Source organism: Pseudoxanthomonas mexicana (genome assembly GCF_014397415.1).
GTDB classification, from domain to species: Bacteria; Pseudomonadota; Gammaproteobacteria; order Xanthomonadales; family Xanthomonadaceae; genus Pseudoxanthomonas_A; species Pseudoxanthomonas_A mexicana.
Map to the genome: position 1 here is coordinate 1,947,469 of NZ_CP060731.1, position 20,553 is coordinate 1,968,021.

Annotated in this window: 17 protein-coding genes; 7 read left to right on the plus strand and 10 right to left on the minus strand. The window is 68.2% G+C overall.

Annotation, left to right across the window (positions count from 1 at the left end):
• Nucleotides 1–87 precede the first annotated feature (87 nt).
• From IAE60_RS08965 to IAE60_RS08975, 3 genes are all read left to right on the plus strand, one after another.
• Entirely contained in the window at nt 88–3,465 is a 3,378-nt protein-coding gene (locus tag IAE60_RS08965; protein ID WP_187574585.1) for a TonB-dependent receptor domain-containing protein, read from the plus strand.
• Nucleotides 3,466–3,567: 102 nt separating this feature from the next.
• Nucleotides 3,568–5,157, plus strand: coding sequence for an alkaline phosphatase D family protein (locus IAE60_RS08970; protein ID WP_187574586.1), 1,590 nt, complete (start codon nt 3,568–3,570; stop codon nt 5,155–5,157).
• Entirely contained in the window at nt 5,154–6,491 is a 1,338-nt protein-coding gene (locus IAE60_RS08975) for a ComEC/Rec2 family competence protein (protein ID WP_187574587.1), read from the plus strand. Before IAE60_RS08970 ends, IAE60_RS08975 begins: the two co-directional genes overlap by 4 nt.
• A gap of 87 nt (nt 6,492–6,578) precedes the next feature.
• Here the strand turns inward: IAE60_RS08975 and IAE60_RS08980 are convergent, their stop codons facing one another.
• From IAE60_RS08980 to IAE60_RS09020, 9 genes are all read right to left on the minus strand, one after another.
• Complete coding sequence (locus tag IAE60_RS08980) at nt 6,579–8,171, minus strand: sensor domain-containing phosphodiesterase (protein WP_187574588.1); 1,593 nt, start codon at nt 8,169–8,171, stop codon at nt 6,579–6,581.
• 199 nt (nt 8,172–8,370) lie between these two features.
• Nucleotides 8,371–8,874, minus strand: a complete 504-nt coding sequence (locus IAE60_RS08985; protein ID WP_374502168.1) for a lipocalin family protein — start codon at nt 8,872–8,874, stop codon at nt 8,371–8,373.
• Between the two features lie 34 nt (nt 8,875–8,908).
• Nucleotides 8,909–9,991: a cyclopropane-fatty-acyl-phospholipid synthase family protein gene (locus IAE60_RS08990; RefSeq protein WP_187574590.1), complete on the minus strand. Its 1,083-nt coding sequence runs from the start codon at nt 9,989–9,991 to the stop codon at nt 8,909–8,911.
• The gene (locus IAE60_RS08995; RefSeq protein ID WP_187574709.1) at nt 9,988–10,776 is read right to left on the minus strand and encodes a DUF1295 domain-containing protein; all 789 of its coding nucleotides are present in this window, start codon (nt 10,774–10,776) and stop codon (nt 9,988–9,990) included. Before IAE60_RS08995 ends, IAE60_RS08990 begins: the two co-directional genes overlap by 4 nt.
• 5 nt (nt 10,777–10,781) lie before the next feature.
• Entirely contained in the window at nt 10,782–12,032 is a 1,251-nt protein-coding gene (locus IAE60_RS09000; protein WP_187574591.1) for an SAM-dependent methyltransferase, read from the minus strand.
• Nucleotides 12,029–12,805 carry a DUF1365 domain-containing protein gene (locus tag IAE60_RS09005; RefSeq protein ID WP_187574592.1) on the minus strand — a complete coding sequence of 259 codons (777 nt, stop codon included), beginning with the start codon at nt 12,803–12,805 and terminating at the stop codon, nt 12,029–12,031. The genes IAE60_RS09000 and IAE60_RS09005 overlap by 4 nt, the downstream gene beginning before the upstream one ends.
• The gene (locus tag IAE60_RS09010; protein WP_187574710.1) at nt 12,802–14,085 is read right to left on the minus strand and encodes an NAD(P)/FAD-dependent oxidoreductase; all 1,284 of its coding nucleotides are present in this window, start codon (nt 14,083–14,085) and stop codon (nt 12,802–12,804) included. Before IAE60_RS09010 ends, IAE60_RS09005 begins: the two co-directional genes overlap by 4 nt.
• Nucleotides 14,086–14,087: 2 nt before the next feature.
• A complete protein-coding gene (locus IAE60_RS09015) occupies nt 14,088–15,011 on the minus strand; it encodes an acyl-CoA desaturase (RefSeq protein WP_187574711.1) in 924 nt (307 codons plus the stop codon).
• Nucleotides 15,012–15,108: 97 nt separating this feature from the next.
• Entirely contained in the window at nt 15,109–15,888 is a 780-nt protein-coding gene (locus IAE60_RS09020) for a hypothetical protein (protein ID WP_187574593.1), read from the minus strand.
• A gap of 244 nt (nt 15,889–16,132) precedes the next feature.
• Here IAE60_RS09020 and IAE60_RS09025 point away from each other — a divergent pair, with 244 nt between their 5' ends.
• From IAE60_RS09025 to IAE60_RS09035, 3 genes are all read left to right on the plus strand, one after another.
• Nucleotides 16,133–16,657 (plus strand): sigma-70 family RNA polymerase sigma factor, encoded by a 525-nt coding sequence (locus IAE60_RS09025; RefSeq protein ID WP_244966718.1) that lies wholly within the window; start codon nt 16,133–16,135, stop codon nt 16,655–16,657.
• Nucleotides 16,654–17,322 carry a ChrR family anti-sigma-E factor gene (locus IAE60_RS09030; RefSeq protein ID WP_185895509.1) on the plus strand — a complete coding sequence of 223 codons (669 nt, stop codon included), beginning with the start codon at nt 16,654–16,656 and terminating at the stop codon, nt 17,320–17,322. The genes IAE60_RS09025 and IAE60_RS09030 overlap by 4 nt, the downstream gene beginning before the upstream one ends.
• A gap of 75 nt (nt 17,323–17,397) precedes the next feature.
• Nucleotides 17,398–18,756, plus strand: a complete 1,359-nt coding sequence (locus tag IAE60_RS09035; protein ID WP_187574594.1) for a S41 family peptidase — start codon at nt 17,398–17,400, stop codon at nt 18,754–18,756.
• Nucleotides 18,757–18,779: 23 nt separating this feature from the next.
• Here IAE60_RS09035 and IAE60_RS09040 read toward each other — a convergent pair whose 3' ends face one another.
• The gene (locus IAE60_RS09040; RefSeq protein WP_187574595.1) at nt 18,780–19,337 is read right to left on the minus strand and encodes a PH domain-containing protein; all 558 of its coding nucleotides are present in this window, start codon (nt 19,335–19,337) and stop codon (nt 18,780–18,782) included.
• A gap of 388 nt (nt 19,338–19,725) precedes the next feature.
• Between IAE60_RS09040 and IAE60_RS09045 the strand changes: the two genes are divergently transcribed.
• Nucleotides 19,726–20,484 (plus strand): hypothetical protein, encoded by a 759-nt coding sequence (locus IAE60_RS09045; protein ID WP_185895511.1) that lies wholly within the window; start codon nt 19,726–19,728, stop codon nt 20,482–20,484.
• The last annotated feature ends 69 nt before the right edge of the window (nt 20,485–20,553 follow it).

Below are 20,553 nucleotides of genomic sequence, written 5' to 3' on the forward strand. Positions count from 1 at the left end.
TCATGACGCATGGCGGAAGCCGGGCCACGGCGTCTCAAGCATTCGAGGTCCGCAATTCCTGCGGCCAACAATGCGAGTGCTTGCCCGATGATCCGCTGCAACAAGCTTCTCCTGGCCACTGCCGTTGCGATCGCGCTGACCTCCGCGCCGCACGCGATGGCGCAACGGCGCCAGTTCAACGTCCCCACGCAGCCGGCGGTGACCGGCATCCCGGAGTTCGCGCGCCAGGCGCAGCTGCAGATCATCGCGCCGGCGGATGCGCTGGATGGCGTCAACACGCAGGCGGTGGTGGGCGAAGGCGACGCGCGGCAGACGTTGCGTACGCTGTTGCGCGATACCGGTCTGGAAATAAAGTCCGATGACGGTCGCGTGATCCTGCTGCAGCCTTCGCGAGCCGGCGAACCGGGCGCGGCAAGTGGAACGGTGCTGGGCAGCGTGCTGGATCCGGCGACGGGCGGCTATCTCCGGGACGCGGTCGTGCGCATCACCAGCAGCGCCGGCACGCGTGTCGTCCATTCGGGCGAGCGGGGCGAGTTCCAGTTGGCCGGCGTGCCGGTGGGCACGGTGGAGGTGACGGTGAGCTACACCGGCTTCCACGAGGAGCGACGCACCATCGAACTCGAGCCGGGCGAACGCGAGCGACTGGAGTTCCAGTTGCGCAGTACGTCGGTGGAGGCGGGCACCTCCGGCACGCGTACGCTGGATTCGCTGCAGGTGGTCGGGGTGCGCGAGGGCGATGCCAGGGCGATCATGGAGCAGCGCGCCGCCATGAACATCACCAACACGCTGTCGGCCGACAGCTTCGGCGAGATCGGCGACGGCAATCCGGGCGAGTTCCTCAAGTACATGCCGGGCGTCGACTTCGATGTCGTGGCGGACGATGCGCCGCGCAACATCAGCCTGCGCGGCCTGCCGGCGAAGTACACCGGAGTGACGCTCAACGGCGTCAGCCTTCCCGGGATAGATGCCAACTCGTCGAGCTCGCGTACCTTCAGCTTCGAACAGAGCGCACTGGCGGGCGTGGATTCGATCAGCATCAACAAGACCACGTCTGCCGACATGGATGCGAACGCACCGGCCGGCACCATCGACATCCGGACCAGGAAAGCGTTCGACGCCAAGGGGCGGCGGGTGGTCGTGTCCCTCGGCGGCACCACGCACTCCGGCCTGTGGGACAGCAGGAACACCGGGTGGATGGAAGGCGGCTACGACACCAAGTGGCTGCCCAGCAGCTCCATCACGTATTCGGACGTGTTCTTCGACAAGCGCCTCGGCATCGCGGCCGGCATCAGCAGCATCACCAACCTGGTGGAGCAGGCGCAGATCACGGCCGGCCGGAACTACGTGGCGACGGCCACCAGTCCCTATCCGTATGCCGTGACGTCGATCGCCGCGTCGGGCTACGACCGCGAATACAACCGGCGTGTCGCGTCCTTCAACGCGGACTTCAGGGCGACCGACACGCTGATCCTGTCGCTCTCAGCCAACCTGAGCCGCGGCGACATCGATCCCAACACCATCACACCCACGTTCACCAACGGCCGCGCGACCGCCGCCAATCCGCATGAAGGCGACCCCTCGCTGGACTGGACGACCCGATATCCCGCCAGCACCAACACGTTGGCGCTGAACCACAGCTACACCTACAAGGTCGGCTACTCGCGCAACTTCGTGCCCAGCTTCGTCTGGCAGAACGAAAACCTGAAAGTGGATGGCAACCTGTTCTCCGCCACGTCCACCAGCCGCTACGACTCGGTCAAGAAGGGACAGGTCTCCAATCTGCTGAATACGCTGAGCGCGCGCGGCAACTACAGCGCCTCTCGCAGCGACTGGATGCACCAGGACTGGCAGATCCAGCAGATCGACGGCATCGACTGGGCCAGCCCCGACGCATTCACGCTGGGGTCGTATGCCGGCGCGCTGGGTGCGTCCACGAGGCCGTCCATCCGCACCACCAGCGGCAGTTCGGCCGAGCTCGACTACCGGGGCGGGGCGCTCAATGTCGAGTTCTACCAGGACATCGGCCGCATTCCGGTCACATGGAAGACCGGCGTCAAGGCGACCCGTGCCGGCTACGAGTTCGGCAACACCTCCGACGCCAACATCTGGACCTACAACGGCCCGTTGAGCAACGCCGAGTTCCTGCGCGCCGTGCAGAGCCGCAACGTCTGGCACGGGGGCGAGAGCGGCATGGACATCAGGACGCTGAGCGGCGGCGACGTATATCTCTACAGCCTGGCCAGGATCCACCAGATGATGCAGGCCAATCCCGAGCAGTGGATACGCAGCGAGACGGCCGCGCAGTGGTACAACGCCCATATCGCGAACGTGAACGAGCTGGACGAACGGATCACCTCGCTCTATTTCATGGGAACCGCGGATTTCACCGAACGGCTGAAGGGCCAGGCCGGTCTGCGTTGGGAGAGGACCCGTGAGATCGGCTACGATTTCGACCCGCTCAGCCCCGACCAGGTGCGCGCTGCCGGGTATGCCGTTTCCGCGGCCACGGGCCGGGCCGCCACGGTCGACGGCCTGAAGTACCAGTATCTGACCAACCCGCGGAAGGAAACCGAGGGCCGCTACGACGACTTCTTTCCCAGCGCGTCGCTCAAGTACAGCGTGACCGACAGCCTGGACATCCATGCAGGCTACAGTAAGACCATCATGCGTCCGGAGGTCGGCGACCTGGCCGGCGTGTGGTCCATCGCCTACGGCACCGAAGACGGGAACGTGCTCAGCGCGCCCAACGCCAGCCTGAAGCCGGAGTACTCGGACAACTTCTCCCTGCGCGCGACGCAGTACTTCGAGCCGGTCGGGCTGGTGGCGTTCGGCGTGTTCCACAACCGGATCAAGGACCTGATCGATACGGCCACGCTGACGCCGGAGGAGTTCGGCTACGACGGCGACGAGCCCGTCGACCTGGTCAGCACCGCGACCAACAGCGCGGCGGACATCACCGTCAACGGCTACGAGTTCGAGTTCAACCACGCCATGGACTACCTGCCGGGTCCATTGAGCGGGCTGACCCTGCGCGGCCATTTCACCAACACCAACCCGTCGAAGAAGCTTTCGCGCGTGGCCCAGCAGGTGGCGGGCCTCGGCTTCGGCTGGAAGTACGGCCCCATACGCCTGAACCTCAACAGCGTGTGGAGCGACGAGAAGGATCGCGGCCCGACCAGCGCGGTAAGCGTGAACAACGGCAATGGCGCCTATTCGGTCGTCCAGGAGCAGCCCTTCGACGACTACCTGGAGGTGAACCTGTCCGGCAGTTACACCCTCATTCCCAAGACCCGCGACAACTGGCTGGGGCTGGAGGTGTACTTCAGCGCCAACAACCTCTTCGACCAGAACCGCCACACCGTCTACTCCAACGGCCCGGTCGGACTGGGCGCGGGCGGCCACCACAGCCAGATCTACATCACCAGCGGCCGTCGCGCCTCGCTCGGCATCCGGGCGCGCTTCTAGGCATCCGATGGCGGCGGGTGTGCATGCCGCTGGTGCGCGTCGCCGGCGGCAGGGCGCCGCGCCATGCCTCGTCTCCCCTTCCAGAGAGCAGACCGATCCCTCATGTCTACCCGATTCGATCGCCGCACCTTCCTGCAGGCCGCCGGCCGCCTGGCCCTGTTCGCGGGACTGGCTCCGGCCGCGCGCGTGTGGGCCTCGGCGCCCTTTCCCGCGTATCCGTTCCTGCTGGGCGTCGCGTCGGGCGATCCCGTGCCGGATGGCTTCGTGATCTGGACGCGCCTGGCGCCGCGTCCGCTGGATGAACATTCCGGCATGCCCATGGTCGCCGTTCCCGTGCGCTGGGAAGTCGCCGAGGACGAGGCCTTTGCCACCGTGGTGCGCAGGGGAGAGGCCATCGCGCGTCCCGAGCTTGGCCACAGCATCCACGTGGACGTGCAGGGGCTGCGCCCGCGTCGCCCCTACTGGTACCGCTTCCATGTCGCGGGGCAGCCGCCGAGTCCGGTGGGAACGGTGCGTACCGCACCCGCGGCAGCGGATTCGCCGGAGCGCATCCGCATCGGCGTGGCCGGTTGCCAGCACCACGAAGCCGGGCTCTTCACCGCCTACCGCCATCTGAGCCAGGAGCAGGACCTGGATGCGGTGTTCCACTACGGCGACTACATCTACGAGGGGGCAGGCAAGGAGGGTGCGCTGTCCTTTGTCGACACCCACGGCCGCCGCGTGGATCGCAGGCACGTGGGCGGCGAAATCTACACGCTGGACGACTATCGCAGGCGTTACGCGCAGTACAAGAGCGATCCCGACCTGCAGGCCACCCACGCCGCCACCGCCTTCCTGTCCACCTGGGACGACCACGAGTTCGACAACAACTGGGCCGCTGCGCTCGACCAGGACGGCACGCCTCCCGAGGTCTTCGCACTGCGGAAATTCGCCGCCATGCAGGCCTGGTACGAGAACATGCCGGTGCGGCGCGCGCTGTTTCCCTCACCGCAGGGCGGCATCACCCTGTATCGGCGGCTGGACTATGGCCGGACGCTGAGGGTGCATCTGCTGGACACGCGGCAGTACCGGAGCAAGCAACGGTGCGAACGGGGGACGACCAGGCCCTGCCGCACCGATGCGGTGGCCGGACCGGAGCACATGCTGGGCAGCGCGCAGGAACAGTGGCTGGGCGCCGGCCTGGACAGCGGCGTGCACTGGCACCTGCTTGCGCAGCAGGTGATGGTGATGCCCTACGCCTATCCGGACAGCCGCAAGTCCGGACCCATCAATACCGACTCGTGGAGCGGCTACCCGGCGGCGCGCGCGCGTCTGGTCGACACCCTCCGGGAAAGAGGGCAGGGCAATGTCGTGGTCGCGACGGGCGACGTGCACAAGCATCATGCCGGCGTGATCCCCTCCGTGGATGGCGATCTGCTCAGCACGCCGGTGGCGACCGAGTTTGTCACCACCTCGATCGCCTCCGGCGGCGATGGCAGCGATATCCCTTCCGGCTGGGAACACGTGCCATCCGAGAATCCCCACACCCATCTACTCAATGACCGCCGTGGCTATCAGGTCTTCGACATCGGTCCCCGGCTGTGGCGTACCGAGGTGATCGGCGTGGACAAGGTGTCGGCCCCCGGAGGGACGAAGACCGTGATCGCCCGCCTGGCGGTTGAGCACGGCAAGCCAGGCATCCAGCCGGCATGACCGCCGCGATTGAACGCCGCCGCTTCCGGAGTTCCGGCCGGTCGCACGACAGGCTCTGCGGGCATCGTGCTCGGGCGAACGGACACGCAGCATGCCTGCTTTCTCCGGTACTGCTCCTGCTGGCACTTCCCCTGCTGGCCAGCTCCGATGTCGCGTCCGGACCGGGCCGGACACTGCCCGCATGGCGCGAGGGCGAACTGGACATCCACCACATCAACACCGGACGCGGCGAGGCCCAGCTGATGATCCTGCCGGATGGCAGCAGCGTGCTGGTGGACATGAGCGGCAAGACGAACGAGCAGGCGCCGTTCTCGCTGCCCACCCGGCCGGACGCATCCCGCGCGCCGGGAGAGTGGGTGGCACGCTACCTACAGCGCGTATTGCCCGGGGAAGCGAAGGGGCTGGACTACGCGGTCGTCAGCCACTTCCACGGCGACCACATGGGCGCGATCACTGCGGACTCGCCCGCCTCGGCGAAGGGCTACCAACTCAGCGGCATCACCCAGGTCGCCGAGTCCGTACCGATCGCCAAGGTCATCGATCGCGGATGGCCCGGCTACGACGATCCGGTGCCGCTCCGCGGCGCGACCATGGACAACTATCGCCGGTTCCTCGACTGGCAGGTGCGGCACCGCGGCATGAAGGTGGAGAGGTTCGAGCCGGGCCGCAAGGACCAGATCGTACCGGTGAACGACGACGGCGCCTATCCCGGTTTCGAGATCCGAAACCTCTATGCGAACGGCCTGCTCTGGACGGGCGAGGGAGAGACCGTGCGCGCCCTTTTCCCCTCGGCGGAACGGATGGCGGAGCAAGGCGTGCCGGGCGAGAACAAGCTGAGCATCGCGTTCCGTGTGCGCTACGGCGGGTTCGACTACTACACCGGTGGCGATCTCTCCTCCGTCGACGAAGAGGTCGCGTTCGGGCCTGCCGCGTGGAAGAACGTCGAGCCCGAAGTGGGGCGTGCCTGTGGCCCGGTCGATGCGATGAAGGCCAACCATCACGGCAGTTGGGATGCCAACAGCATCCCCTTCCTGGCGGCATTGCAGCCGCGGGTGATCGTCATCGCCACGCGCGCCGACGGTCATCCCGCGGTGAATGCCTACAAGCGGATGACCTCGGACGCCGTCTGGCCCGGACAGCGCGATATCTTCATCACCCACCTGTCGGATGCGACCGCGAAGACGACCTATGGCGTGAGCGCAGCGGCCAGTACGCAGGGCCATGTCGTCATCAGGGTGGAGAAGGGGGGCGCGCGCTATCGGGTGTTCGTGCTGGACGATGCGGACGAGACGATGAAGATCAAGGCCGTGTTCGGCCCCTATGCGTCCCGATGAGATGCGAGGGAGCCCCTGCCGCCTGCATCGGAAGGAACCCTCTTGCGTTCACCTCCTGGCGGGGTGCGGAAACGACGGTCCGTCCCGTCAATCCGGGCTGGGAAGTGCCGGATCCCGCATTGCCAGCTGCTGCTCCAGTTCCACCTGCCGCGAAATGTCGGTGAACACGCCGAACCAGCAGCGGGTGCCGTCGGGGGCTGTCCGGGGCGTGGCGCGGCTGGAGACCCAGCGCCAGCGCTCGTCGAACCAGCGCAGGCGGAAGCGGGTCTCGAAGGCGTCGCGGGTGTGTACGGCGGCCAGCCACTCGGCGCGCACACGCACGCGGTCGCTCTCGTCCATGCGTGCGTACCAGGCGGCCATGCGCGCTTCCATCGAGCCGCCTTCCGGCTCCTGCGGGACGGGGCTGATATAGGTGAGGGTGCCGGCGGCATCGCTGACCCACAGCACGTTGGGCCCCAGTTCCACGACGGCGCGGTAGGTCGCTTCGCGGGCGCGCAGCTCTTCCTCGACGCGCTTGCGGTCGGTGATGTCGATGCTGACCACGGAGATGCCGATGGGCTGGGCCGTTTCATCGGTCACCCGTGAGCCGACCACCAGAAAGGTCTCTTCGCGGCCCGGGAAGCGGAATTCGATGCGGGAGGTGTCGCCGCTGTCCAGGATCCGTTGCGATGCCTGCACGATCCATGCCGCGATATCCGGCGCGTAGACCTCTCGGACATGCGAACCCACGATCTCGCAGGGCGGCCGGCCCACCATGCGTGCGAACTGCGTGTTCGCCGCCGCGTAGCGCATGTCCAGGTCCAGGAACGCCAGGCCCACCGGTGCGCTGTTGTAGAGCGAGGACAGCTGGTGCTGGCGCAGGTAGGGCGACATCGGCTGCGATGCGGGCGAGGCGGCATGCACGGGCGCCGTCGCCAGCAGCTGCGCCACCGCGTCGCCCGGCATGGGCCGGCCGGTCAGCCAGCCCTGCGCGTAATCGCAGCCCAGCTCGCGCAGCACGTCCGCCTGCGCTTCGGTCTCCACCCACTCGGCCACCACCGGCACGTCCAGGCTGTGGCCCAGGCCGATGATGGCCGACACCACCTTGCGGCTCTCCCGGTCGGTGGTCAGGCGCTGGATCAGGCCACCATCGATCTTCAGTTCGTCGAAGCCGAAGCGGCTCAGCCGCACCATGCTGGAGAATCCGGTGCCGAAGTCGTCCAGAGCCACGCGGATGCCGTGGGATTTCAGATAGCCGAAAGCCCGTTCCGCGGCGGGTTCGTCCTCGACCAGTTCGTCCTCGGTCATCTCGATGCAGATGCGGTCCAGCGGGAACGACGACTCGGCCATCGCCTCCAGCAGCAGGCGCACCGCCGGTGCGTCCTGTAGCAGCGATGGCGGCACGTTGAACGCCAGGCAGAATCGGCCAGGCCACGTGCTGGCTTCCGCACAGGCGCGGCGTACCAGATTCAGTGTCAGCAGCGGCAGCAGCGAAGCCTGCAGCGCGATGGGAATGAAATCCTTTGGCGGCACGGCGCCGAAGTCGGGATCGTGCCAGCGCGCCAGCACTTCCAATCCGTGGATGGCACGGGTCCGCAGGCAGACGATGGGTTGGTAGGCGGGGTAGATCTTCTCGTGGCACACCGCGTCGGCGATGCGCTGGCGCAGCGCGTCGGCAGTGTGGAACGGTGTTGTCGCCATGCAGCCCCCCAGCGCAGCCTGCCCGACCCCCGGCGTCGTCGAGTCCCTTCCCTCGGCATCGGCGGGGGGGAGGCCCGACTTGAGGCGTCGGACCGCGGCGCGGTGGGCGCCGCGGTCCGGCCACATTAGCGCCTGCGGGAGGGCGCAGGAAAGCGCGCGCTGACCGGCGGCCAGGTAAGCGTGATTACACAATTGGACTTCAAGGTGCGTGCGGCACGCGCCGGATCTTCGACACGTCGTATCCCAATGCCTGGATCTGCCTGATCCGTGCTGCGTAGTCTGCGTCGGATATCCGCGGCGTGCGCGCCATCAGCCACACATAGTCGCGCTTGCTGCGCCCCACGATCGTCTGCTGGTAGTCGGCGTCCACGTACGCGATGACGTACTCGGCCTGGATCGGCCAGATGAACTGCATGCCCCACACCGCACCGCCCGTGCCGGGCGTGACCGTGCCGACCGGATGCATCGTCTTCTCCGGTCCGTCCAATGCGCCCTTGCGGAAGCGGAACGTGGTCTGGATGCGGCCGTCGGGCAGCTTCGCGTACGACTCCACAGCGGCATAGGCGTCGCGCTCGGGGAACGACGGGATATGCGCGATGACGTACCAGTCGCCCATGAAGCGGTCCACGTCGACCGGCGCCGCCGTGGGGATGGATGGCTTGACGTTGCCGGAGCGGCAGGCCGCGGTGGTGGTGGCGACCATCAGGGCGAGCAGCACGAAGGGCAGGGTACGCATGTCAGTGCTCCCGCGCCGGACGCTGGAAGCGATAGTGGGCCACCAGCCACTCCTGTCCGTCGCGATAGCCGAACAGTTCCGCACAGGCCATCCAGAACATCCGCCAGCGCTGGTTCCACAGTGGCGCCGCCTCGCCATAGGCGGCGCGCAGGACGGACATCACCTCGTCGCGGTGCGCATCGTGGTGGGCCAGCCAGTGGTTGGCGGTGCGCTGGTAGTGCGTGCCGTCCAGCAGCCAGCGTTCCTGCAGGTGCAGGTGGTCCTGGAAGAACAGCAGCAGGTCGGCCGACGGCATCATGCCGCCGGTGAAGAAATGCCGGCCCATCCAGTTGTCCTCGCCCTGCGTCTCGAACGGATACATCAGGTGGCGGTGGACGAAGATGTGCACGAACAGTGCGCCGCCCGGGCGCAGTGCGTCGTGGATGCGGCGCATCAGGGCGGCGTGGTTGCTGACGTGTTCGAACATCTCCACCGACACGCAACGGTCGAAGGCCTGCGGTTCCAGCTGCAGCTGGTTCACGTCGCAGGTGATGACGCGCACGTTGCGCAGGCCGCGTTCGGCGCAGCGCGCCTCGATGAACTGGCGCTGGGAGTGCGAATTGGAGACCGCGGTGATCCGTGCATTCGGATAGCGCTCGGCCATCCACAGCGTCAGCGAACCCCAGCCGCAGCCCAGCTCCAGGATGTCCTGGCCGTCGGCGAGCGCAGCGCGTTCGCCGTACAGCGCCAGCATCGCGTCCTCCGCCTGGTCCAGCGTCTCCGTGCCGGTGGGGTAGTAGCAGCTGCTGTACTTGAGCCGGTGGCCAAGGCAGTGGCGGAAGAAGTCCGCCGGCAGTTCGTAGTGTTGCCGGTTGGCGGCATCGGTGTGCACCGCCAGTGCCCCCTGCCGCAGCGCGCGCAGGCGTTGCGCCAGCAGCGCCGACTGCGCCTGCTGCCCGCCCGCAGTCTCGTCACGCAGCCGCTGCGCGCACAGCCGGCGGATCCCTGCACGGATCAGCACATCGGGCAACAGGCCGCGCTCGGCCAGGCCCAGCAGGCCGGGAGCGGCCCGGTCGGCCGCCAGTTCTTCCACCATCGCGTTCATCGTGTCGCCTCCTTGGTGGCGGATTTGGGAAACCAGGGGAACAGCATCGGCGTGGTGCGCTGGTATTCGCGGTACTCGTCGCCGCGGGTGCGCAGCGCTTGCGCCTCGGTATAGGGAATGCCGCTGATCCAGCGCAGGAACACGTACATCACCACCGGCCCGCACCACGACAACCCCTGCCAGGGCGATCCGACGGCCAACGCGACGTAGGCGAACCAGTGCAGCCATTCGAAGAAGTAGTTGGGATGGCGCGAGTAACGCCACAGGCCCTCGCGGCAGGTCCTGCCGCGGTTGGCGGGATCGGCGCGGAAGCGCGCCAGCTGGCGGTCGGCGATGGCCTCGCCGGCCACGCTGCCCACCCAGATGGCCACCGCCAGCACGATCCACGGCCATGCGGCATCGACGGGACTGCGCGCCGCGGCGGCGAAGGGCAGGGCGAACAGCACCACCAGCAGCGCCTGCGCCATGAAGAACAGGAAGAACTTGCCCTGATGCCCCTGCCAGTGTTCGCGCAGGTAGCGGTAGCGCCCGTCCTCGGGCTCGCTGCGCACGCGGTGCCACAGGTGCAGCGCCAGACGCGCGCCCCACAACCCGCCGAGCACTGCCAGCGTGGTGCGGGCCTGCCACGCGCCGTCGCCCAGCACGGCCAGCAGGATCGCGCTGCCGCCCACGCAGGCCGACCACAGCACATCCACGATGCCCGCATTCTCGCGGCGCCGCTGCCACCGCCAGCCCAGCGTCATCACCGCAGCGGCGACCAGGGCCACCCAGGCGAGGGAGTGCAGGAGACTCATGCAGCCCCCGACGGGTGGCCGGGACGGGCCATCAGCACATGGGATACGCCGATGGAGCGCTCCAGGAAGCCGCCTTCGCAATAGGCCAAGTAGAACTCCCACAGACGGATGAAGCGCTCGTCGAATCCCTGCGCGCGCACCTCCGCCAGCCGGATCATGAAGCGGCGCCGCCAGGCCCGCAGCGTGTACGCGTACGACAGGCCGAAGTCCTCCTGGTGGACGACCTGCAGGTCGCTGGCGCGGGTCTTTGCGCCGTACATGGCGTTGAGCGAGGGAATGAAGCTGCCGGGGAAGACGAAGCGCTTGATGTAGTCCACCGAGTCGCGCGCCTGCACGTAGCGATGATCCTCGATGGTGATGGCCTGCAGCAGCGCCTGTCCGCCCGGCCGCAGCAGACTGCCCAGCTTGCCGAAGAAGGTGTCGAGGTACTGCGCGCCGATCGCCTCGATCATCTCGATGGAGACCAGCTTGTCGTACTGTCCCAGCAGGTCGCGGTAGTCCTGCAGCAGCAGGGTCACCCGGTCCTGCAGGCCGGCCTCGGCCACGCGCTGGCTGGCGAGCGCGTGCTGTTCGCGCGAGATCGTGGTGGTGGTGACATGGGCGCCATAGTGGCGCGCCGCGTGCAGGGCGAAGCCACCCCAGCCGGTGCCGATCTCGATCACCCGGTCGCCGGGCGTCAGCGCCAGCTTGCGGCACACGGCATCGAGCTTGCGGTACGAGGCCGTTTCAAGATCCTCGTCCGGCGAGGCGAACATCGCCGAGGAGTACATCAGGTCCGGCGACAGGAACAGCGCGAAGAAATCGTTGCCCAGGTCGTAGTGCGCCGCGATGTTGCGGCGGCTGCCCTCGCGTGTGTTGCGGCGGAGTGCATGCCAGCTGCGCAGCGCCCAGCCCCCCAGCCGCGCCAGCCCGCCTTCCATGCCGTCGAGCAGCTCGCGGTTGCGTACCAGCAGGCGCACCAGGCCCACCAGGTCGTCGCATCGCCACTGGCCGGCGATGTAGGCCTCGCCCGCGCCCACGCTGCCCTGCGCGGCGACGGCACGGTAGAACGACGGATCGTCGATCCACAGGTGCACGACGGGCAGCGCATCGCCACCGGTACGTCCGAAGCGGTGCTCGCCCAGCGCGTCGCGGACCACCAGCATGCCGTGGTCCAGCGCATCCAGGCGCGCCAGCAGCTGGGACCGCAGCAGGCGATCGAGCGCACCGAAGGAAGCGGCGGCGGGAATGTCGGCGATCTCGTTCATGGGGTCTCGCGGGCAAGGGAAGGATGGTCGTGGACGGGCGTGCGCTTGAGCCACAGGCGCAGCGCCTGCCAGTGGATGCCGGTCATCACCTGCGCCGTCATCAGCGGATAGCGCCACAGCACGCGCGCCAGCGAACGGCCGTCCAGCGGCTGGCGCAACAGGGTGAGGGTGGCGTCGAAGGCGCGCCGTCCTTCGCGGTCGACCTGCATGTGCACGCGCAGCGCTTCGTCGGGCACGGTGAAGCGCCAGCGGTAGGCGCAGTCCATCGGCAGGAACGGCGACACATGGAAGGCCTTGTCGAAGCCCCATTCCCAACCGTCGCCGTACGGCACGCCATCGCGCACCGGCAGTACGTAGCTGTGCCGCTCGCGCCACGGCGTGTTGGTGATCTCGGCCAGTACGGCGTCCAGAGTGGCGCCATCGGGCTGGAAGCAATAGTAGAAGCTGACCGGGTTGAAGACGTAGCCGCCGTAGCGCAGGTGCGTCAGCAGGCGAACCGGACCGTGCGGACGGTGGCCCAGCGCGCGTTCGACGCGGTCGCGCACGGCCTCGGCCAGCGGCTGGTCATGCGGTGCCAGGTAGTCGTGCCGGCGGAACTCGGCCAGGTTGCGGCGATCCACCGACCACAGCCAGCGGCGTGCGAACACCGTTTCGATCTCGTCCAGGTCCAGGTAGAGCTGCGCCATGCGATAGCGGAATGCGTGCGCACGTGGCGCATGCCGGCGGTGCCGCACCCAGCCCTCGTACACCGCGCTGGCCAGGGGCGCGTTCATGCGCCCACCGGTTCGACGCCGGCCGGCGCGGGCGCTTCGACGGGCAACGCCTGAATGGCATCGACCACGTCACGTGCACTGCGGATACCGTCTTCGTGGAAGCCCCAACCCCAGTAGGCGCCTGCGAACCACGTGCGTCGCTGTCCCTGTATCTCCTGCCTGCGCCGCTGCGCGGCGACCATGGCGTGGTCGTAGACCGGATGCCGGTAGTGCATGCGGCGGAGGACGCGGGCGGGGTCGATGGCATGGCTGCGGTTGAGCGTGACCACGAAGGGCTCGGGCGAGTCCACGCCCTGCAGCAGGTTCATGCAGTAGCTGACCGTGCACGGCGCCGACGGGTCGCGCGGCACGTGTGCGTTCCAGGCGGCCCAGGCCTTGCGGCGCTGCGGCAGCAGGCGCGTGTCGGTGTGCAGCACGGTGTCGTTGGACTGGTAACGGATCGCACCGAGGATGTCGCGCTCGCGTGCGTCGGCGTCCTGCATCAGCCGCAGCGCATCGTCGCTGTGGCAGGCCAGCACCACCTGGTCGAAGCGTTCGCCGCCGCGCAACGTGTCCAGTTCGACACCATCGGCATCGCGCCGTACCGCCAGCACGGGCGAGGACAACCGCTCCTGCACGCGCCAGCGACGGCGCAGCGCCTCCACGTACGTCGCCGACCCGCCGGTCACCACGCGCCACGGCGGGCGGGTGCCCAGCGTCAGCATGTGGTGGTTGGCCATGAACTGCACCAGGTACCGCGCCGGGAACGCCAGGATGCCCTGCGGTGGCGAGGACCACAGCGCGGACGCCATCGGCACCAGGTGCTCGTCGCGGAAGGCGTCGCCATAGCCGCCGGCCTGCAGCCAGTCGCCCAGGGTGGGTCCGGTGGCATCGCCCTCGAGCAGCGCAGGTGCCTCCCGGTAGAAACGCGCCAGGTCGCGCAGCATGCCCCAGAACCGCGGCGACGCCAGGTTGCGGCGCTGGCAGAACAGCGTATCCAGCGAGGTCGCGTTGTATTCGACGCCGCTGCGCTCGCTGTGCACGGAAAAACTCATCGTGGTCGGCTGCGACGCCACGCCGAGTTCGTCGAACAGTCCGCACAGGAGCGGATAGTGGTCCGGGTTGAACACGATGAAGCCGCTGTCGATGCGGTACTCGCGGCCCGCCTGTTCGACGGTGTGGGTATGCGTGTGTCCGCCGAGGTAGTCGTTGGCTTCGAACAGCACCACCTCGTGCCGCTGCGACAGCCACCACGCCGAAGCCAGGCCGGTGATACCGGATCCGATGACCGCGATGCGCATGATCAGCGCCTCGCCTTGGCCAGCACCCATGCGGGCACCGGCTTGAGGTCGCGCACCAGCCCGAACAGCGCCATCGCGCGCAGGCCGTACCAGGTCAGGTCGATCTCCCACCAGCGGAAGCCCTGGCGTGCGGTCCCCGGGAAGAAGTGATGGTTGTTGTGCCAGCCCTCGCCGAAGGTCAGCAGGGCGAGCCAGAGATTGTTGCGGCTGTCGTCGCGGGTGTCGAAACGGCGGCGGCCGTACCGGTGCGCCAGCGAGTTGATGGTCACCGTGGCATGGAACAGCACCACGGTGGAAACGAAGAAGCCCCACACCAGCATCTGCGGCCCGTTGGTGCCCAACTGCGGGGCCGTGCGTTCCAGCAGTGCGCCAAGACCGTACAGGGCGGCGGCCAGAAGCACCGGCACCACGGTGTCGTAGCGGTCCAGCCAGCGCAGCTCCGGGTAGCGCGCCAGGTCGGGGATGCGCGACCAGTCCGTGCGGAAACCCTCGCGGGTCAGGAACCAGCCCGCATGGCTCCACCAGAACCCGCGCTGGTTCGGCGAATGCGGATCGGCCGCGGTATCGGCGTGGCGATGATGGTTGCGGTGGTGCGCGGCCCACCAAAGCGGTCCGCGCTGCACGCTTGAGGCGCCGATCAGCGCGAACACGAACTGCAGCACGCGCGAAGTGCGGAAGGTGCGGTGCGAGAAGTAGCGGTGGTAGAAGCCGGTGATGGCGAACATACGCACCGCGTACAGCGCGACCGCCACGGCCACCGCGACCGGCGACACCCCGACCCAGAGCACGGCGACACACGCCAGGTGCAGGCCGATGAAGGGCACCACGCGCAGCCAGTCGATGCGGTCCGGCTGCCCGCCGTCGTCGCCGTGGGCCTGGGTGTCGAACCAGCGGCGCAGGACGGACGCGGCACGGCGGACCGGCATGGAAGGGGAGGAATCGCGGGCCGGCATCACGGGGGTCTCGGTTGCGTCGTTCATCACTACGGCGCAGCGGCGGTATTGGATGCGTGAAGACGCGTCGTCATCCGCGGCACTGCCGCACCAGCGGCGTCGCCAGCGCACCCTGCAGCGCGCGTGCATCGGCAGGGGTGGCCGCCTGCGGGAACACGATGCGCACGTCCTGATGGCGGCCCTCTTCGTCGCGGATGGTCGCGATGCCGGCGAACTCCAGCAGGCGCTGGTCCTCGCTGGCGTACGTCAGCTCCATCGTCGGCGCCACGAAACCGTACCAGCGGTCCAGCTTCATCGACAGGCGCTGGGCGGGCACGCCGTTCCAGCGCACGGCCGGGCCCGGCTGCAGCTTGACCGGGACGAACGAGAAGCGGCTCGGCAGCAGGAAGGGCTGGGTGACCCCGCGCCCCGACCTCAGCGCCTCCCAGTGCTGGCGCACGCTGGCGTCGAAGCCGGCATCGATGACGGCACCAGGGGGCGTCGACAGGGTGCGCTCCTTCGGACGGGCATCCCCGACGTCCCTGACGTAGACCACGCGGCCGCCGGGGCCGGTGCGCACCCCCTCGCGATAGCCGTCGCGCGCATCCTCAAAGTCGAAGTCGGGCGCCTGCGCGGCAGGCCGTTCGACCACGGTCTTGCGGGCGAACGCGCGCCCGTCGGGGCATCGGTACAGCACCAGGCGCCGCGCCACCCCCTCCTGGCGGTAGCGCCAGTGGGATTCGCGATAGAGCACGGTGTCGCCCTTGCGGGCGTAGGCGATGGCCTCCTGGCGCAGGACGTCGGTACCGGCAAAGACGGGGGGCGCCATCAACAGCAGCGCGGCCAGCAGGCGCAGGGGTCGGCGGGGCATGGGACGCTCCGTGGGCAGGACGCGGACGTCTACGCAGGTGGGCGTCCGGCGGATGCCTCCGGCAGTGCGCGGGCCTCTGCATCCGAACCCCGGTCATCTTCGTAGAGACCGTCATCACGCACGCACCGGGACCTGGCATACCATGCCCACCGACTTCACAAGGAGACCGCCGCCCCTTCGGGCCGCATCCCCGGTGTCCACGCCTACGCCCCTCACGCGCGACGCGCACGACTGGACCGCCGACATGCTGTCGGTGGCGCGCGCGCGCGACCGCGCGGCCTTCATGCGCCTGTACGACCACTTCATGCCGCGCCTGTGCCTGTACCTGCGCGGCCTGGGCAGTCCCGAGGCCGTGGCCGAGGAACTGGCCCAGGAAGCCCTGCTGCGCCTGTGGCAGCGCGCCGCCATGTACGACCCGCAGCAGGGTGCGGTCTCCACCTGGCTGTTCCGCATCGGCCGCAACCTGCACATCGACCGCATCCGGCGCGAGCCGGGCTGGGTGCAGGTGCTGGAGGAGGCCGCGCCCGCCAGCGACGAGGAGCTGGCGCGACCGTTCACCTCGGCCGAGGACTATGCCGAGCACGTGCACCTGCAGCGCCGCATCGAAGACCTGCCGGCCGTGCAGGCGCGACTGATGCGCATGTCCTACTTCGAAGCCAAGAGCCACCAGGAAATCGCCGACGAGCTGCAGATGCCGCTGGGTACGGTGAAGTCGCACCTGCGGCGCGCGTTCCTGCGCCTGCAGGGCCAAGTACGAGGTCAGCCGTGAACCCGCATCATCATCTCGACCCCTCCACCGTGGTCAGCTACGCGGCCGGCGCGCTGGCCGTGGAGATGGCCGTCGTCGCCGCCACCCATCTGGAGACCTGCGCTCACTGTCGCGCGCGCGTGGACGAGGCCGAACGCATCGGCGGGCAGCTGGTCGAACACCAGCAGCCGGCGTTGTCGTCGTCCCGCCTGGCCAACCTGCGTGCCTCCATGCTGGAACAACTGGACGCGCCGCTGCCGCCGGCACCCGTCGCGGCCCCCCGTGGCACGCCCTACGAGGACGACGACCGGCTGCCGGCGCCGCTGCATCCGTACTTCGGCGCCTCGTACCGCGCGCTGAAGTGGCGCTGGATGGCGCCTGGCGTGCACTGCATCCGCGCTGCCGGCACTCGCAGCGGCACCCTGCTGATGCTGAAGATCGGTCCCGGCCGCAGCATGCCGGTGCACAGCCACGGCGGTACCGAGCTGACCCAGATCCTGCGCGGCGCCTACCACGATGCGCTGGGCCAGTTCGCGCCCGGCGATATCGCCGATCTCGACAGCGGCGTCGAACACCAGCCGGTCACCGTGCCCGGCACCGCCTGCATCTGCGTATCCGCGCTGGACGCGCCGCTGCGCTTCCCGGGCTGGCTGGCGCAACGGCTGCAGCCGCTGTTCAAGCTGTAGCGGACGCCTCCATGGAGCTTGCCACGCCGACCGCCATCGCCTAGCGTGCACGTATCGAAGCAAGGAGTGCGCGCGATGACGGTATGGAAATGCCTGCAGGGGGCGCTGGGTGTGGTGGGGATTGTGGCGTGCACTGCGCACGTGCATGCCGCGTCACCATGGTCGCTCATCGGCAATCCGGCGCACTATGTCCTGGATGGGGGTGGTGACGTGCAATCGGAACGCGGCGCGTCGCTGACGGTCTACGCAACGCCCGAGGCGGATACACGGTTCGGTGGCGGCACTGCCGTCATCGATGCGACGCCTTACCGGGAGAAGCGTGTGCGCCTGACCGGGCGCATTTCCACGCAGGCCGTATCGGATACAGCAGGCATCTGGTTGCGCGCAGATGCAGCGTCCGGCCGCGTCGCATTCGCCAACAGCGAACGTAATCCTGTGACCGGCAATGCCGCTGATGTCGTGCGCCAGGTCGAGATCTATGTGCCTGCCGTGGCCGAACGGCTGTTGGTCGGCCCCCTGCTGATCGGCAAGGGCCGCATGAGCGTGCGGGAACTGCGCCTGGAGCAGGCCCCGCCATCACCGGACGACGGCGTGCCGCCTGCCCGCATCGTGGAGGATGCGGTCAGGCATGTGCGCGCGCAAGCACTGTATGCCGATCGCATCGACTGGGACCGTACACAGGCCGATATCGCGTCGCGCGTGCAGCGGGTGCACACGGCGGACGCGGCCTACGACCTGATCCGCAGTCTGCTTGCCCAACTGGGCGACCGTCACAGCGGCGTGCTGCCGCCCAGCGACGTCAGGCGCTCCGCTACCGAGGGCGTGCCATCCTTCGTGCCACGCGTGGAAGTACGCGAGCGGGTAGGCATCGTGGCTGTTCCCGGGTTCTCGGGTACGGAACAGGCCGCTTCGCTCGAATTCGCACGGGACCTTGCCACGGCCATCGCCGACCGGGCGGCCTCAGCTTCGTGTGGCTGGATCGTGGACCTGCGCGGCAACTCGGGCGGCAACATGTGGCCGATGCTGTCCGGCCTGCATCCGCTGCTGGGGGACGCCACGGTGGGCTATATGCGTGATCGGGATGGACGCCAGAAGGCCTGGCGCATCGCGCCGCCGGGCGTAACGGCTCCGGATCTTTCCGCTGTCCCCGTCGTTGTGGTGACTGGCGCGCAGACCGCCAGCTCCGGCGAGGCCGTGGCCGTCGCGTTCCGTGGGCGAGCACATACGCGCAGCATGGGCCAGGCCACCATGGGTGTCAGCACCGGAAATCAGTTGTTTCCGGTGCCAGGCGGCGGCGCGCTGAAGCTGACCACCACCCGGTTCGTCGATCGCACGGGCCATGCATATGGCGGGGCGCTGGCGCCCGACGAGGAGGCTTCGGAAGCGGACGCCGTGGCGCGCGCAGTTCAGTCGCTTGCGGGGTGCCCTGGCTGACTCGCGATGCGCGGATATCCCGATCAGTGCTGTGGCAGGTGTTCGCGTAGAAGCTCCGCGATCTCGTCCAGGCGCGCGCGGATCGCGTCCAGTGCGTCGCCTTGATGGTCCGGGACCTGGGATGTTGGTGTGCGCTGCATCCGCAGTCGCTCGCGACGGGCGAGGATTTCGTCGCGCAGCGCGTGCGCGTCGACGATGCCGACCAGCTGCATGCTGTGCGCCTGGCCCGGACTCTGGCCCGCGGTCTCCACGCGCAGGATGCTCAGGTGGTAGAGCCGCAGGATGGGGCCTTCGATGAAGGTCACGTCCTGGATGTTCTCCAGCGGGATGGTCTTCTCCACCCGGAACAGGATGCCCTTGCGGAACTGCAGCGTGCGATCGTCCAGCGTGCAGCCCAGCCGGTCGAAGTAGTGCCGTGCCCACCATTGTCCAGGCCCCAGTACCCACACCAGGATCAGCGGTGCGCCGAAGATGGACAGCAGCAGGTACCACGCCACCATCGCCACCAGATACGGCCGGATCAGCGGATTGAACGTGGCGTGCAGCGGGGGCGTCTCGGAAAGGGCGTGGGGTGTCGGCACGGTCGCCTCCAGTCGGGGTGCGCGATTCTTGCATGCCTTGGCTCATCCGCGGTATCGCGCGCCCCGCGTCGCCGCGTTGGCATGCGCGTCGTTTCATAGCGCACGTCGTCGCTATTTGCTCCCCGCTCGATGGGAGACGCAGCGCATGCAACGGTGATCTCCATCGGTGTTGTGGAGCGCTCTGCGCGTGCGGGACATTCCGCTTCCACCCATGCCTGTTAATGCACGTCGATGACGCGTGAAAGCAGTGCGCTCGCGGCGATTTCCGTATCGGAATGAATCCAAGCAGCGCGATGCTGCGTAGGGGAAGGGCCGCGTGCATGTCGCCGCGGAACTCCACCCATCACATCTGGATACCATCACCATGAACACAAGGCTGGCTGGCTTGATGCTGTTTGCCGTTTCCGCTCCGGCGTTTGCGGCAGGCCCGGAACAGGGCAAGTTTTCGATGTCGCTGTTCGGTGGCGCGGACACGCCCATCAGCGGCGACGTGCATGATGGCGCGGTGGCGCCCGTTCCCGACCTGGGACCGTTGAATCCCGACCTGGCCGGCGTCAGTGCCGAATTGCGCATCCAGCCACGCAGCCACGAGGACATCTACGACCAGGCCTTCACCTACGGCCTGGAGTTCTCCTACGGGCTGAGCGACCGCGCCGAAGTCTTCGGCCAGGTGCGCCGCACCGAAGCCGACCCGGGCACGGTGCGCGTCGGCGGTGCCTTCGTGCCTGCGCTCAATACCGAACTGCCGGTGTACGGCACCTTCAGCGATTACAAGGCGCTCAGCCTGGAAGCCGGTTATCGCTACTATTTCATGCAGCCCGGTTCGGCGCGTCCGTTCGTCGCCGGGCGTCTGGGCGCCACCCAGACCGACGACATCCGCGCGACGTTCGAGATCCCCGATGCCGCCATCACCATCGCCAACGCGCCGTTCACCGAGAAGAAGTGGGCGGCCACCGCCGGCGTGGACGTGGGCGTGCTGATTCCGGTCAGCGAGGCCTTCAGCATCACCGCGCAGGCGGGCGTGCGCTATGTCGCCGACCTGGAAGGCGACGACAGCGCCATCGGCGGACTGGGACTGGGCTCCATCAACGACACCGGCAAGCGCGTTTCGGTGCCGATCTCCATCGCGGCGCGCTTCGATTTCTGAACGCGACGTCCACGTCGTCTCGGCTTCGCGGACAGGACGTGTCGCGTCCTGTCCGCAAGTCGTCGGAAT

Coding starts and splice junctions, on each gene's coding strand:
- IAE60_RS08965 (WP_187574585.1), top strand. CDS start 88: ATGATCCGCTGCAACAAGCTTCTCCTGGCCACTGCCGTTGCGATCGCG.
- IAE60_RS08970 (WP_187574586.1), top strand. CDS start 3,568: ATGTCTACCCGATTCGATCGCCGCACCTTCCTGCAGGCCGCCGGCCGC.
- IAE60_RS08975 (WP_187574587.1), top strand. CDS start 5,154: ATGACCGCCGCGATTGAACGCCGCCGCTTCCGGAGTTCCGGCCGGTCG.
- IAE60_RS08980 (WP_187574588.1), bottom strand. CDS start 8,171: ATGGCGACAACACCGTTCCACACTGCCGACGCGCTGCGCCAGCGCATC.
- IAE60_RS08985 (WP_374502168.1), bottom strand. CDS start 8,874: ATGGTCGCCACCACCACCGCGGCCTGCCGCTCCGGCAACGTCAAGCCA.
- IAE60_RS08990 (WP_187574590.1), bottom strand. CDS start 9,991: ATGAACGCGATGGTGGAAGAACTGGCGGCCGACCGGGCCGCTCCCGGC.
- IAE60_RS09000 (WP_187574591.1), bottom strand. CDS start 12,032: ATGAACGAGATCGCCGACATTCCCGCCGCCGCTTCCTTCGGTGCGCTC.
- IAE60_RS09005 (WP_187574592.1), bottom strand. CDS start 12,805: ATGAACGCGCCCCTGGCCAGCGCGGTGTACGAGGGCTGGGTGCGGCAC.
- IAE60_RS09010 (WP_187574710.1), bottom strand. CDS start 14,085: ATGCGCATCGCGGTCATCGGATCCGGTATCACCGGCCTGGCTTCGGCG.
- IAE60_RS09015 (WP_187574711.1), bottom strand. CDS start 15,011: ATGCCGGTCCGCCGTGCCGCGTCCGTCCTGCGCCGCTGGTTCGACACC.
- IAE60_RS09020 (WP_187574593.1), bottom strand. CDS start 15,888: ATGCCCCGCCGACCCCTGCGCCTGCTGGCCGCGCTGCTGTTGATGGCG.
- IAE60_RS09025 (WP_244966718.1), top strand. CDS start 16,133: ATGCTGTCGGTGGCGCGCGCGCGCGACCGCGCGGCCTTCATGCGCCTG.
- IAE60_RS09035 (WP_187574594.1), top strand. CDS start 17,398: ATGACGGTATGGAAATGCCTGCAGGGGGCGCTGGGTGTGGTGGGGATT.
- IAE60_RS09045 (WP_185895511.1), top strand. CDS start 19,726: ATGCTGTTTGCCGTTTCCGCTCCGGCGTTTGCGGCAGGCCCGGAACAG.